The organism is Paenibacillus sp. FSL H7-0942, from assembly GCF_045040715.1.
Taxonomy (GTDB): domain Bacteria; phylum Bacillota; class Bacilli; order Paenibacillales; family Paenibacillaceae; genus Paenibacillus; species Paenibacillus amylolyticus.
On record NZ_CP150279.1, the window covers coordinates 984,119 to 998,236 of the forward strand.

Genomic DNA, 14,118 nt, shown 5'->3' on the forward strand with positions numbered 1-14,118 from the left:
TCAAAAATCAACTTATATCGTAATATCATACATGCATTCCTTGAAACGATTGGAGAACCTGAGGGTGATTCAGCGTCATTCAGGGAGTGCATTTTTTTATTCGAAAAATTCATGCTTGAATCTCCTGTAACTGGAGGTTTTAAGATTGGAATTATAAAGATTGCACTAAATCCTATTTACACTTGCCACTTCGATGACAGAACAACCTTCTGATCGCTGTTATCCCCTGATTTTTTTGATTTAATTTTACAAAGGTGAAAATCTGGGGATAAAGGCGAACGCATCCGCTTCTTCAGGTTATTTCTGTCCTCTACGTTCTCGTGTAAATGTTTAGTTCAATTTATATAATAGCTGCTGCGCAATAATATCATTCCGATTTAATCCGTGGCAGAATGGGAGGCTTTAAGTATATGAGGACAATAGAATGGATTTATCTTATTTTCAACCTGCTTATATTCGTGGGGGGAATCGGGATTGGGAGACAGAGTCAACATTTTCGGAAAATGGTATGGGGTGGATTTGCCATATCAGGTGTGCTGCTGATCATCCATGGTGTGGTCGAAGGACTTCGTTGGCCGATGATTCCGGCGTATCTGCTCACGTTGGTTCCACTGGTTGTGTTATTTACAAAGGCAAGACGCCAGCAACAGTCAGGTGTAACCTCGCTGAACAGCAAAGGTTCCGGGGCATCTGCTTCCACATCGACTGTGACGAGGAAATTCGGACGTGTTCGAATCATCGCAACGTCTCTTCTGGTGTTGGTATACGCTATTGTGAGCATTGGCTTGCCGCTGCTGTTCCCGGTGTTTTCGTTTGCCAAGCCAGCAGGTCCTTATGGAATCGGAACAGTATCCTACGACTGGACAGATAACAGCCGTGAGGAGTTGCTGACGAGTTCTGTTGGTGATCAACGGGAGCTGATGGTACAGATCTGGTACCCAACGAATCCAGACGCAGAGGGAGCAACAGCCCCTTATGTTAATAAGCCGGAGATCTACGGGACAGCCTTCAATGAAGTGCTGAAACTGCCAAAGCTTTTATTTTCCAGTCTGAGTCAGGTCAAAACACATGCGATACAGGAAGCTCAGTTGTCTGATGCCGAAGCCAAGTATCCGGTTGTTCTTTTCTCTCATGGTCTGCATGGCTATGAAAATCAGAATACGTTCCAGGTCGAGCAGCTGGTCAGTCAAGGTTACATTGTTGTAGGCATTAATCACACGTACAGCAGTCTGGTGTCCGTATTCCCGGATGGACGTGTGGCGCAGTTTGAATCGGAAGGAAAAGAAGGCTTTGAACAGCTGCAATTCAGTTACATGGACAAGTTGAATGAGACATGGGTGCAGGATGCACAGTTTGTACTGGATGAGGTAGAGAAGTTGGGTACGGGAGATCCGAGCGGACGCTTTACCGGACGAATGGATCTGGACAATATCGGCATGTTTGGGCATTCATTTGGCGGAGCAACGACAGTACAGATGTTAATGAATGATCCACGTGTGAAAGCAGGCATGAATATGGACGGTGTATTGTTTGGCGAGAAGCGTATTCCTGCGGAAGGCGTGGGCAAGCCGTTCCTGATGATGAGTGCAGACTCAACCGTTGCAGGCACAAGTGTGATGAGTGACGAAGAGATTGCTGCGATGGGCACGACCCGTCCGGAAGCCGAGAAATATTACGAGGAAGTGTACGAGCGCTATGAGCCGGTAACCGCAGGAGGGAACTTCTGGATGGAGCTGACCAACACCAAACATCTGAGTTTCTCCGACCTCTACCTGATCTCTCCACTGCTCGAATGGACACAGGGTGTAGATGCGCGGGGGACACAACAGTTGGTCAACGATACAACGATTGATTTCTTCAACCACTACTTGAAAGGGCAAACGCTCCATATGGACAAGGAAGTGGGAGAACATGAATCCTATTCGTTGAAAAAAGGCTAAACGTATAAATGGAAGGAGACTGAAGTTCAGTCTTCTTCCATTTGGTTTAAACGTAACCGCATGCCCTCCTGCAACAGGTTAATGCCATCTACAATTTGGCTCCATTCGGGATTCATCACCTTGCACAGCTTGTTAAAACGCAGAATGCGATCCGTCACAGAGTCCAGCATATATCGGGCCTGTTTGCGAAAAAATATTTCTGGTGCTTCCGCATGCTCAGCACTTGCATACATCAACACAAAGTCCCACACCATGCTTTGCACAGCAGGGCTATCGATTGCCCAACGCTTGTCCAGCGCTTCGGTAGTGCGAATGCGAATAGCCTCCATTTTTTTCACCCAGACGTCCGCTTCGACTTGTGGCTGATTCGCCATAATGAAGAATGGAACCTCCAGCCGAGCCAGATCAGCCCAATAGGCCGGATCATTGATCAGTTCCTGAATTTCCTTCCAGGCCAGTGTTTGCTGAGCCGTCAGTTTGGTATCTTTCATCATGTATTTATCGAAAAAGTGCAGAAACGACACTCTCCAATCCTGCGGAATGCTGTCCAGCAGATGGGATTCATCCACCTTGGCAGCAACAAATTGTTTTCGCCTGCTCGCATTGGCCGTCAGGGATTCTACCAGACTGGAGATGTAGGTAAGAGACTGCTCCGAGCGCAGTGAAGTTTCTTCTTCATGCTGCCTCGCTTGCTGCAAAACGGAGAGCATGGAATTCATCGTGCCGATCTGGGTTTCCAACGCTTCAATCTGTAGATCCAACGCCTGTGCTACCGCCAGTTCACCCGACATGAGCTTTCGAATATCCGATATGCTGAAATTCAGATAACGAAGCGTTGTAATGAGTTCGAGTTGCCACAGGTCTTGCGTTGTATAAAGTCGATGCCCGCCTTCCGTATGATTGGAGGGTTGTAACAGTTCAATCTCATCGTAATAACGGATCGTTTTCACCGTGGAGCCGATCAGTTTGGCTGCTTCACCGATGGAATAGGGTTCTTTATTTGCATTCAACGAGATCACCTCATGTTCTATTATACAATCTCCAGTTAGGGGAGATTCAATGTGTGACAGTTGTCTGGGAATCCAGTTAGCTTAGTTTAAATTCCACCCATCTCGGTTACAAAGGAAAGAGTGCAACTTTTATGAAAATTAAATTCACAACAAATAAAAAAATACGTTTATACGATGGATATCGTGTAAATAACCAAGGAGGAAATTGAACATGGCTAATCAAGATCAGCACACCATGCAAGATCCAACGACCCAATATCCAAAGGCTACACCGGAGTGGAAACAGCAACAGGATGAGCCGGGGCTCCAGCGTGAGATGACCCCTGTTCCCGATGCGGGTGAGAAAAGTTATAAAGGCAGCGGACGATTAACGGGACGCAAAGCAGTTGTGACCGGGGCCGACAGCGGAATTGGCCGGGCGGCAGCGATTGCGTTTGCCCGTGAAGGTGCAGATGTTGTTCTGGCCTATCTGCCGGAAGAGGAAGCAGATGCGCAGGAAGTTGTGAAGCTGATTGAGGAAGCCGGTCGCAAAGCAATTACGATGCCAGGTGACCTGAAGGATGAGAAATACTGTGAAGAACTCATTGAATCTGCGGTAAAAGAGCTTGGCGGGATTGATATCCTTGCTAACGTGGCAGGTAAACAGCAGTTTGTAGAGCAGATTGCGGATCTGACCACCGAGCAGTTCGATGCAACGTTCAAAACAAATGTCTATTCCATGTTCTGGCTCTGCAAAGCAGCTGTGAAACACATGAAGCCGGGCAGCTCCATTATCAACACATCATCGATTCAGGCGTATAAACCTTCGCCAATCCTGCTGGATTATGCAACAACGAAGGCATCCATTAACACGTTCAGCAAAGCGCTAGCCCAACAGGTGGGTAGCAAAGGGATACGTGTCAATGTTGTTGCACCAGGACCGGTATGGACACCGCTCCAGGTCGTGGGTGGACAACCAGTCGAGAAGCTGGCCGATTTTGGCTCCAACACACCGCTTGGTCGGGCAGGACAACCTGCCGAGATGGCTCCGGCATTTGTGTTCCTGGCAAGCCAGGAATCCAGCTATGTGAGCGGTGAGACACTGAATGCAAATGGCGGTACGGTTAGCCCGTAAATAGTTTAGGTAATCCGATCAAGGTATCAGAGGATACGGTCTCCATATTGGGGGCGGTATCCTCTTTTTTGTCATTAAGATGAGAGAAATAAAATATTTTTATATATGAAAGCGTTCTTATATAAAACGGATAAGCTACATGGTAATATATTCAAGAACATGATCTTCGCTCCCAGCTCTGAGAGTGCGTTGCTTATACAATGAATCTGTTCAGAACAATACACTATGCCTAGGAATCGAAGGAGGAATTCTGTAATGGCCAAGAATGTACTTAAACTAGGTGACCCTGTCATAAGCACGTACACATCATATGGGACATTAACATCCGTTATGCACGAAGATTTATGGCCATGGATTTTCAATAACTTTATACAAATCAGGTATGCACATGGATGGGGAATTTTTTCGTTTGATTCTCATCAGTTTCTGTTAAGTACCTGTCCGGGAATTTCCTTTTACAACCTGCCACAAGAAATTGTGATCAGCAAATGGGGAACATCACTTAAACAAGTGATTACGGAAGCGATAGATATGGGATATTATCTATATATTTACGCAGACAGATACTACATTGCGTGTACAGACTATTATCAAAAGGAACATCTCATGCATGAATTATTGGTGTATGGGTATGACCTGGATCAAAATTTGATATACATTGCTGATAATCTTGATGATGGTAAATTCATACAAAGCGTATGTAGTCTGGATGAACTTGAGAAAGGCTACTGGACCATGTCTAATGAGTACAGTTTTTGGACAGAAGTGAGATTCCTCAAGCCAATTCAGAATATCAATTATGCAATTCATGTGGAGCAGATTATAACGGCGATGGAAAACTATCTTAACTCAAGCGAGACATATGACTTAGTGAGAGATCAGAAATACGATTTTGGAATGCAAGCCATTCAACGCATCTTTACCGATATTGAGCAGGCAGCCCTAGTTGGAGAAGCATTGGATTCACGAGTCTTTCATCTCTTGTATGAACATAAGCTACTTATGGAGTTGCGTTTATCTTATTTAATGGAGAAATTAATCATTGAGCCAGATGCAACTTTTATGGAATTAAGCACTATTCTGAAACAGGACTACTTTAAATTGAGAAATATAGTTCTGAAATACAATATAACGCGTGATGCAAGTACACTCAGTAAAATAAGTGAGAGATTACAAGAGAATCTCATGAAAGAGAAAGCATTTATTTCTTCTTTTGTTACCAGATTACAACAGGTTAAATCAATGGCTTGAAGTCATCTAACAATAGAAAAAAAATCCCCTTTGCTCGTGAAAAAGCAAAGGGGATTGCTGTGTAACTAAGTTACTTCTGCTCTGGTTTCGGGTCCAGAATGGCATAACTGCCTAGCATGGCTAATTGTGCTGTATTCAGAAGCGCTTCATCCACTGCAGCGAGGGCTTCACCGGCAGCTGTCATCAGCTCATCAGAGTCAACAGGTGAGGCGAAACGGAGAATGACCCGGTTCTCTCCTTTTTTGAGTTCACTCTCAGCCTTGGTTTTGTACTCATTAATGGACGCGACTTCGAGATTATTCTGTACATAATAATCATTGGCATCGCTCTCGCCATTAAACAACGCGAGCTCGGAATCAAGCCAATAATCTTGATCCGCTATCGTTTTCTGACTTGCAGCAGTCTCATCATTGGCATTGTACAGGAAATACGGGATGCCGGAGTTCGTCAGGTTGTTGGTGGCATCTACATGGAACCATTCGTTCCCGATTTTGACCTTGTTCCATGCATGTGGAACGCCGCTGGAAGCGCCCGTTACAACGATACTTTCCAATCCCGAGAGATCGGAGAGCAATTTGTAAACGGAAGCATAGCTGGCACATACCCCAACTCCTTTGACCAGAATACCGTATGTGGTAAACGAGTCATTAAACTGTGGATCGACATTTTTGAAGTTGTTTTGCTCCGCATTTTCCAGCGCTGCATCATCATACTTCGCGTTATCGTTCAGATAATCGTAGATGGCTTTCCGTTTCTCGTCTTCGTTCATACCATTCTTGATAATGGAAGCCACCACTTCGTTCGCTTTGGCAATAATCTCATCTTGCTTCTTCTGGATTCCACTAGCCGATTCATTGTAATAAATGGAAAGGGTAAGTGTACCATAGTTGTATTCGAAACCTTCCACACCAAGAATCAATGGATTCTGGTACATCACTTTCAGAACAACATCTGAGAGTGTTGTGAAATTTTGAGCTTCAGGAAAAGCTTTTAACGAAATTTTATCTTGTGCAGCAATCATATTTTTGGCTAAAACTTCTTCCAATGCGGAATCTGCATTGATCATTGCATCACCTGTAGCAGGCTGAGGCACGGTTTCCTGATTACCTTGTTCTACATTTTGCTGTGTATTCGATTTCTGCTCATCTACCAGGTTGTCTTCTACAGCTTCTGGAGCTGGAGCAGGTGTTTCATTGGAAGCTTCTTCAGAAGCCATATCTGAAGAATTATCAGAAGTATCATCGGAAGCCTCAGTAGATAGAGGATCAGTTACATCTTCTGACGTTCCAGTATCGGTTGTAGACTCTGGAGTTGAAGTTTCCGAAGCCGGTGCTTCTTCTGTTTCCGTTGCAGACTCAGGTGCATCATGATTGTTGATGATTGTTGGCACATCAGGTGCAGGAACGTAAGGTGTGTCATTCTTTGGTTCCACCAGTCCGTTGCTGGAATCGGCTACGGTTTGCTGAGCAAGTCTGTCCAGGTCTGCTTGGGTCACATTTTCTACGCGCACGTAACTTTTCAAAGCTGTTCCTTTAATATGAAAAGGAATATTCGTTTCATTGAACTCTGAAATTTCTACGCTTTTGGTATCATAGACAATGGTTTCACGAGCTAGAGAGCCGTCATTGTACTCAACTGTTGCTTTCTGAGGAAGTACATCTATATTCTTTAATTTTTCCCTATACAATTGTTCTTTCAGAGATGTTGGCAACTGGGAAGCAAGCGGAGCTGTAGGGACACCTCTGCTAAAATTGGATTCTTTGCCTCCGCCGATTGCAGTGACGTAATATTCTCCTCGTATACCATGGTTCTGAGTGGTAGTTATCATTTCATTATAAGTGCCTAGCCCGCCTTTTCCGTCTCTCAAAAAATCATTGAAAGACGTCTCTGTCGTTACCGCAATATCTAAAGGCAGACTATTACTGAAAGCGTCCTCTGCGCCAGTTAGAGGTACATTTGTATCGAAGTTGGTTAGGTCAGAACGTTTATAAATTTTATATTCGGTGGCACCTTCAACCTTGTCCCAGACCAACTTGAACCGTCTATCTTTGTCAATTTCGTATCTTAGGTTAGGTACGGGTAACTCCGATTTCACTGTAAACGGAATAATGATGGGCTGATCGAGTAGTGTTAGCTTCTCAGCATCTGGATCATAATTCAGACGAATGTAATAAATGGGGGCACCGCCCCAAGAACTTTGATCCTTGTTCATCATGGAATCTGAACTTAAAACGCCCCATCCAAGAGGTCTAATAGAAACGTTGTTGCCATTGGTATCGCGAAGGGCATGTACATCGCTTGCTTTGAGTGCTTTAATATCGGTATGTACACTTATAATGTCAATAGCTGACAGGTTATTCTTCCGTAAATCTGCTTTAAACTTGAACGTAAATTCTTCATCCTGAGCTACGTTGTACATCGGCATGATCGCTTGTTCCAATTCAGAGCCGTATTTCTGCTTCAAACTTAAAATGGTAGAACCTTCTACTATTTCTGTTGGATTATTTTCGGACGGACTGCTTTCCTGCTCAGTACTCTGGCATCCAGCCAGTAACAGGGTGAGCGCAAACATAATGAAAAATAGACGTTTCATGATACACCGCTTTCTTGTTTTTCTGAGTTGCTCTAATGGCTACGTTTCTACACACCGAAAGACTATCAAAATTGGTTAAAACCCATACACGAACCTCTTAACAGCCAAACCTCCCATTAATTTCCTAATATCCTTTGCTAGTTTATGGTCATATTGACGCATTGTCAAGGTGAGAGGGTAGGTTTTAAGTCCTGTAGAACAATAGAACAGTTGTAATTCTGTAGCGGGGGGACCATGTTAAAATACAAGAGTTACTACATATTTATATATATAAACGAAACATTTGAATAGGCTGGATTGGCGTATGACAGCAGAACAGATTGTCAGAACCTTTTTTGAAGAAGTCCGATCAGGCCGGAATCCTGATTATGCAAGCAGCGTCATGGCGGAACAAGTACTGGCCCATCAAGTGATATCTGAAGAAGAGGTCACAGTGACCCGAACCCCTTCCGATTATGCAGATCATGTGCGAGAAATGATCGAAGCTTACGGGGAATTTTCACTCGAAATTCAGGAGTTGCTGACGCAAGGTGATAAAGTTTATGTGCGCTGGAGACAAACGGGTACCCATATCGGCAAAGTGGACGGATACAGTCCAACCAACCTCCCGGTGATTGAAATTGCGAGTGCGGTATACCGAGTGGAAAAAGAACAAATTGCAGAGTATTGGATACAGATCGACAGGTTGGGCATCGAGAAACAATTGGAACGTAATCGGAGCTGAGTTTCTCAGCTCTTTTTTAGTTTTCAGTTCTTTGTAAGCGTTCCCGTGTTATAATGAACAAAGTTGTATACAAGTTACCTAAAACGTTTTCTGTCTTTTGACTCCATAATCTGAAAGTGAGGTTCAGTGATGATTAAAGCAACGGAAGATAATCAATATGTTGAACTAACAAGCCCGACAAGTTTACCGAAGGCATCCGGATTCCTTTGGAATGAAAAGATGATGATTCATGTGAATTGCCGGGGGTACGCGGTGGCCCAATTCATGCAGCCCGAACCTGCTAAATACTCGTATGCGCCCAACCTGGAAGCCAAGACGTTTATGCAACCGGAGCAGCCATACTATGCCCACCATCCGGGACGGTTTGTCTACATTAAAGATGAAGTAAGTGGCGAAATCTTCTCCGCCCCGTATGAACCCGTTCGCAAGCAGGCGGATAGCTATACGTTCGCTGTCGGTAAACACGATATTCATTGGAAAGTGATTCAGGACGACATTTGCATCGAGATGTCCCTGCGTTTGCCGAAGGAAGATGTCATGGAGCTGTGGCGTGTGAAGGTAACCAATCTGTCTTCGAGAAAACGCAAGCTTAGTATCTACCCGTATTATACGGTCGGCTATATGTCATGGATGAACCAGTCCGGTTCGTATTTGGAAGATTTGCAGGGCATTGTCTGCTCGGCGATTACGCCGTATCAGAAATATCAGGATTATAGCAAAATCAAAAATTACAGCGACAAAACCTATCTGCTTGCAGATCACCAACCGACTGGCTGGGAAGTAAATCATGAGACTTTTGAAGGCGAAGGTGGACTACATAATCCTTCGGCCCTGCAGTCGGAGACACTGGCTGGTGGAGATGCACGGTACGAGACACCTGTAGCTGTATTGCAATATAGAGTCGAACTGGAAGCAGGAGCGGAGCAGGCGTATCGATTCATCTTTGGTCCGGCTCATGATGAGACAGAGATTGAGGGCATTCGTCAGCATTATTTTGTGAAGCAGAATGAGGAAGGACAGGATGGTTTCACCGCAGCCGAGCAGGAGTATGCTGGTTATATTGCGGAAGGGCAAGGGAACATCCAGATTGAGACACCGGACAGCTGGCTAGATAATGTCGTGAATCATTGGTTGCCTCGCCAGATGTACTATCATGGCAAAACCAACCGTCTGACAACCGATCCGCAGACGCGGAATTATTTGCAAGACAACATGGGCATGAGTTATATTCAGCCGCAGATTGCACGAGCTGCGTTCTTGACCGCTTTGTCTCAGCAGCATATAAGCGGCGCGATGCCAGACGGCATTATTTTGCACCCGGACGCAGAACTGAAATATATTAACCAGGTTCCTCATACTGATCACTGCATCTGGCTTCCGGTCTGTATGAAGACCTATTTGGATGAAACGAATGACTATAGCATTTTGGAGGAACAGGTTGCTTTTACAGACAGTGAACAAAAGGTTTCCGTACTGGAGCATATGAATCTTGCAATGCGCTGGTTGATCCATGAGCGTGATGCGCGTGGGTTGAACTATATCAATCAGGGTGACTGGTGTGATCCGATGAACATGGTGGGGTACAAAGGCAAAGGCGTATCCGGCTGGTTAACCATTGCGTCGGCATATGCGTTCAATGTGTGGGCAGATATTGGTGAACAGGCAGGGCATGGCGAGGTTGCAGCGGAATTCCGTCAGGAAGCCACTCAGACCAATGCGGTAGCGAATGAGTATCTGTGGGATGGGAACTGGTATGCGCGAGGCATTACGGATGATAACGTAGTGTTTGGTGTAAGCAAAGACGTGGAAGGACGCATCTATATCAATCCTCAGAGCTGGGCACTCATGAGCGGTGCTGCGGATCAGGAGAAACAGGAGAGGTTAATCCGTGCTGTAGAGGAGCAATTGGAGACGCCATATGGTGTCGAGAAGCTCGCGCCGTCTTTCACAGCGATGCGGGAAGATGTAGGTCGAGTTACGCAGAAACATCCGGGAAGTGCGGAGAATGGTGCAGTGTACAATCACGCGGCGGCGTTCTATATATATGCGTTGTACCTGGTGGGCGAGAAGGAGAAGGCGTACCGTCTGTTGCGTAAAATGATTCCGGGCCCCGATGCCGAGGATATTCTTCAGCGGGGTCAGCTACCCGTATTTATCCCGAATTATTATCGCGGAGCCTATCGTCAATTCCCACGTACAGCTGGGCGCTCCAGTCATCTGTTCAACACCGGCACGGTGCCTTGGGTGTATCGTTGTCTGATCGACGGATTGTTTGGCTTACAGGGTCACGCGCAAGGGCTGCAGGTGCGTCCGCAGTTGCCAGAAGATTGGAACGAGGCGTCGGTCACGCGGTTGTTCCGCGGGGCTGAGCTGCATGTGAACATGAAGAAGGATGCAACTGTCCAGACAATTGAGGTGCATGTTGACGGCCAACGGATTGAAGGCGATATCATCAAGAATATACAGGGCGGCGTGAAATATGAGGTGCTGGTGAAGCTGCCTTTGTAGAAAAGCGCAAGGAGTAATGCTGAACGATCTGAAGAGTTTTGGAAAATTACGAAGACAAATTAAAAACTGCCTTTCCTTTATAGAAGGAGGGCAGTTTTTGCTTCAAGATGTTGTTTTGAATTAATCTGTTTGTCAGACTGAATATGATGAAAGAATCCACAAGCTAAGCTTGATTAGCAAACACTCTATTCTTTGACTCTGTACCAATAGCTATAAATCTCTGAATAACCCAGCTTGGCGTAAAGTTTCAAGGCAGGTGCATTATTCGCAACCACTTGCAGATAACTAGACGTAGCGCCTTGTTTTTTTGCCCAATGCAATAGATGCAGGATCATCTGTTCAGCAAGTCCCCGATTCCGGAAGTTAGCGTCTGTAATGATGTCATACAATCCAATATAGCCACGCTCGATTACACCAAACCCACAAGCGACGACTTGCCCATCGATCAACAGCGAGATGAAACCTACCTTTGTCCGGATATTGTCCAACATTAATTCCGTCGTTTCCCGTTGCAGATCATTCACCTGATTTAGCCTGCAAAAATGATCCAGCCACGCTGTGGTCAACTGTTCGTCGATCTGTACAGCTTGGTGCACAGGCTCTTTGATCTCTTCCAGGCTCCTAATCTGGATACGGGTCAGATCGACAACGCCATACCCTTTTTCTTGCAAAAGCTGGTCGAGATGATCCGGCTGAATAAACGGTGTGATTTTAAATATGGTACTTAACTGATTGGAAGCATAGATGCGCTCACATTCCTCAATCTTTTCATGCACATCCAGAGTGGAGTAATGGATAGGTTGAACGGAGTTGGCACGTTTGGTATATCCTTTGGCAAAACGCAGTACCCATCCGTCATATAATAAGGTAGACAAGGGTTGCCAGTGATTAAGGGATAGTTCTTCAATGGTTTTGTGTTCTGAATCTATGGTATGCGTCATATCCAACCTCCGATTTTATGATTAAATAATAATACATAATTGTGTATAAAAATACAATAAAAACATATATATCGTCGAACAGTATGCATTATAGCTGGAGATGGTATACAATTTGATTTGGTTGAATGAATAACTTCAGAAGCGGAGCGCATTATGTTAACTATAGAATTAAATAATCACAGCATTAACTGTCATATCCAATACGGCAAACGCAAGAAGGTGTCCATCACGATGGACTTGCCTTATATGGTAACGATCAAAGCACCCAATGGTACCAGTGAAGACATGATCCGGCAACTTGTAGAGCAGCATGGGGATGTAATTTTGAAGAAATCCGCTCTCATGCAGCGGGCGCTCGACGGTCCTCAAGCCAAGGAATACGAAGATGAAGGCAAGGGGAAGTTTCTGCTTTTTGGCAAGGAGCATGCACTGCATGACTTAATCCCTGTAGAGGGGCTTACAGAAGAAGAGCTGCGAGCGAATCTGAAGAAATTTTATTTTGCCGAGTGTAAACGCATGATTGGGGAGCGTATCGGTCGCTACCAGCAAGAGTTGAAGGTGAAGCCGAAGTCAGTAGAGATCGTAGATTCTCCCACCAAGTGGGGCAGTTGCAGCTGGGACAAAAAACTTACGTTCAATTATCGCCTGGCGATGGCGCCACTGGAAGTGATCGAATATGTCATTATTCATGAACTTTGCCATATTCACCACATGAATCATGACCGCTCTTTCTGGCGGCGGATCGGCAGCATCATGCCGGATTACAAAACAAAAGAAGATTACCTGATGCGAAATGGTCGGGCCATGACACTATAATAACAAGCTTAAGCCTTCACTTGGACACGCCATACCCCTCTGATATTATTCGTAAAATCCGCGAAGATCCCACTGTAGCAGTGAGCGGCTTCGCGGATTTTTTGTATTTGTCTGGATCAGGAATGGGATACTTGAACGCCGTAATGTTTGAAAAAATGAGTAACCGCATCCATGTCCATTCGGTCATCGAACAGATGCTCAGGATAATAGATGCCTGGAGCCATAGGTTTGTCCATTGGCATCATCAGTATCTTCTCGGCTTGCACCGCAGCGCCGAGTGCAGTCATATGAGTTTGACCGAGTGGGTCAGAGACTGTCATCGTTCGTTTAACTTCGTTTCCTTTTGCATCCAGCCCTTTCAATTGAATGACGAGATGATGTGCACTCCCAGTTCCTGGATTATAGAGCAATTTCCGCCGGAATGGCTGGAAACGTTCACCACTGATCATCTTCCATACTCCGGTTTTGACCAATCCGGCGAGTGCATAGGTAGATACTTTACTATCGAATGCAATGCGGAAGCTGGTTGAATCAATATGACTGGTATGAGGTAATGTGACGTGATCGGGTGTATCCAATCTGTAACATGGAGTCGTATACCCGTTCGGGAAATGAACTTTGATCGGATCTGTCATGGGATAGACGAGTCGATGTGTATTGGATTCGGATATCTGAAAAGGAATACTCATCCGGTCCATGAAGGCTGCCGAATCAGGGCCGGCCTTATCCCGCAGCGACCATAGGGCATGAATGTTTACTTCGACATGTTGCAGAGAGTTAGAAAGTATCATGGCAAAGAGTGACGCCGTTCCTGCCATCCATCCAGAGGACAGGACTACCGGAGCATGAAGCTCTTCCTGCTCTATTGTACGGATCGCTTGATTGAACACCTCAGTCCAGCGTGTTATATCGATGAGGGGAATTTTTCTCCGTACGGCCGACACCAGTAGTCGATCATCCAGATCGTTCACTGCATTAATGATTAACGATATATTCTCTCCTGCGTGAATCAGTGGATCGTCTGCATTGGTATCAACAACAACCGTTTGGACACGATTGGATGGAAAAGGTGCTGCTTTACCCGCAGAACGGCCTCCCAGTACCAATTCCAGATCAGGATGCCTGTCATGCAAAATGCGAGCAAGCTGTGCACCTACAGCACCATAGCCCCCAGCGATAAGAACTCTTTTTCTATTCATTCGATAAACCTCCGTTGATATG

At 45.3% G+C, this 14,118-nt stretch carries 10 protein-coding genes; 6 read left to right on the top strand and 4 right to left on the bottom strand.

Going from position 1 to position 14,118, the window contains the following annotated elements:
* Nucleotides 1-410: 410 nt before the first annotated feature.
* Complete coding sequence (locus tag MHI48_RS04465) at nucleotides 411-1,940, top strand: acetylhydrolase (RefSeq protein WP_076329513.1); 1,530 nt, start codon at nucleotides 411-413, stop codon at nucleotides 1,938-1,940.
* Between the two features lie 26 nt (nucleotides 1,941-1,966).
* Here the strand turns inward: MHI48_RS04465 and MHI48_RS04470 are convergent, their stop codons facing one another.
* Nucleotides 1,967-2,950 carry a MerR family transcriptional regulator gene (locus MHI48_RS04470; protein WP_179086590.1) on the bottom strand — a complete coding sequence of 328 codons (984 nt, stop codon included), beginning with the start codon at nucleotides 2,948-2,950 and terminating at the stop codon, nucleotides 1,967-1,969.
* A gap of 211 nt (nucleotides 2,951-3,161) precedes the next feature.
* Between MHI48_RS04470 and MHI48_RS04475 the strand changes: the two genes are divergently transcribed.
* Nucleotides 3,162-4,064: an SDR family oxidoreductase gene (locus MHI48_RS04475; RefSeq protein WP_017690578.1), complete on the top strand. Its 903-nt coding sequence runs from the start codon at nucleotides 3,162-3,164 to the stop codon at nucleotides 4,062-4,064.
* A gap of 255 nt (nucleotides 4,065-4,319) precedes the next feature.
* A complete protein-coding gene (locus MHI48_RS04480; protein WP_076319980.1) occupies nucleotides 4,320-5,315 on the top strand; it encodes a hypothetical protein in 996 nt (331 codons plus the stop codon).
* Between the two features lie 70 nt (nucleotides 5,316-5,385).
* Here MHI48_RS04480 and MHI48_RS04485 read toward each other — a convergent pair whose 3' ends face one another.
* Nucleotides 5,386-7,908, bottom strand: coding sequence for a transglutaminase domain-containing protein (locus MHI48_RS04485; RefSeq protein ID WP_076329511.1), 2,523 nt, complete (start codon nucleotides 7,906-7,908; stop codon nucleotides 5,386-5,388).
* Nucleotides 7,909-8,212: 304 nt separating this feature from the next.
* On the opposite strand from MHI48_RS04485, the gene MHI48_RS04490 reads away from it, so the two are divergent.
* Together MHI48_RS04490 and MHI48_RS04495 are read left to right on the top strand one after the other, a co-directional pair.
* Nucleotides 8,213-8,632 carry an ester cyclase gene (locus MHI48_RS04490; protein ID WP_036605991.1) on the top strand — a complete coding sequence of 140 codons (420 nt, stop codon included), beginning with the start codon at nucleotides 8,213-8,215 and terminating at the stop codon, nucleotides 8,630-8,632.
* A gap of 129 nt (nucleotides 8,633-8,761) precedes the next feature.
* Nucleotides 8,762-11,140 (top strand): GH36-type glycosyl hydrolase domain-containing protein, encoded by a 2,379-nt coding sequence (locus MHI48_RS04495; RefSeq protein WP_076329510.1) that lies wholly within the window; start codon nucleotides 8,762-8,764, stop codon nucleotides 11,138-11,140.
* A gap of 185 nt (nucleotides 11,141-11,325) precedes the next feature.
* Here MHI48_RS04495 and MHI48_RS04500 read toward each other — a convergent pair whose 3' ends face one another.
* Nucleotides 11,326-12,081: a GNAT family N-acetyltransferase gene (locus MHI48_RS04500; RefSeq protein ID WP_076329509.1), complete on the bottom strand. Its 756-nt coding sequence runs from the start codon at nucleotides 12,079-12,081 to the stop codon at nucleotides 11,326-11,328.
* A gap of 153 nt (nucleotides 12,082-12,234) precedes the next feature.
* Here MHI48_RS04500 and MHI48_RS04505 point away from each other — a divergent pair, with 153 nt between their 5' ends.
* Complete coding sequence (locus tag MHI48_RS04505) at nucleotides 12,235-12,897, top strand: M48 family metallopeptidase (RefSeq protein ID WP_076329508.1); 663 nt, start codon at nucleotides 12,235-12,237, stop codon at nucleotides 12,895-12,897.
* A gap of 116 nt (nucleotides 12,898-13,013) precedes the next feature.
* Here MHI48_RS04505 and MHI48_RS04510 read toward each other — a convergent pair whose 3' ends face one another.
* Nucleotides 13,014-14,096 carry a saccharopine dehydrogenase gene (locus MHI48_RS04510; protein WP_076329507.1) on the bottom strand — a complete coding sequence of 361 codons (1,083 nt, stop codon included), beginning with the start codon at nucleotides 14,094-14,096 and terminating at the stop codon, nucleotides 13,014-13,016.
* Nucleotides 14,097-14,118: the final 22 nt, after the last annotated feature.

Coding starts and splice junctions, on each gene's coding strand:
- MHI48_RS04465 (WP_076329513.1), top strand. CDS start 411: ATGAGGACAATAGAATGGATTTATCTTATTTTCAACCTGCTTATATTC.
- MHI48_RS04475 (WP_017690578.1), top strand. CDS start 3,162: ATGGCTAATCAAGATCAGCACACCATGCAAGATCCAACGACCCAATAT.
- MHI48_RS04480 (WP_076319980.1), top strand. CDS start 4,320: ATGGCCAAGAATGTACTTAAACTAGGTGACCCTGTCATAAGCACGTAC.
- MHI48_RS04485 (WP_076329511.1), bottom strand. CDS start 7,908: ATGAAACGTCTATTTTTCATTATGTTTGCGCTCACCCTGTTACTGGCT.
- MHI48_RS04490 (WP_036605991.1), top strand. CDS start 8,213: ATGACAGCAGAACAGATTGTCAGAACCTTTTTTGAAGAAGTCCGATCA.
- MHI48_RS04495 (WP_076329510.1), top strand. CDS start 8,762: ATGATTAAAGCAACGGAAGATAATCAATATGTTGAACTAACAAGCCCG.
- MHI48_RS04500 (WP_076329509.1), bottom strand. CDS start 12,081: ATGACGCATACCATAGATTCAGAACACAAAACCATTGAAGAACTATCC.
- MHI48_RS04505 (WP_076329508.1), top strand. CDS start 12,235: ATGTTAACTATAGAATTAAATAATCACAGCATTAACTGTCATATCCAA.
- MHI48_RS04510 (WP_076329507.1), bottom strand. CDS start 14,096: ATGAATAGAAAAAGAGTTCTTATCGCTGGGGGCTATGGTGCTGTAGGT.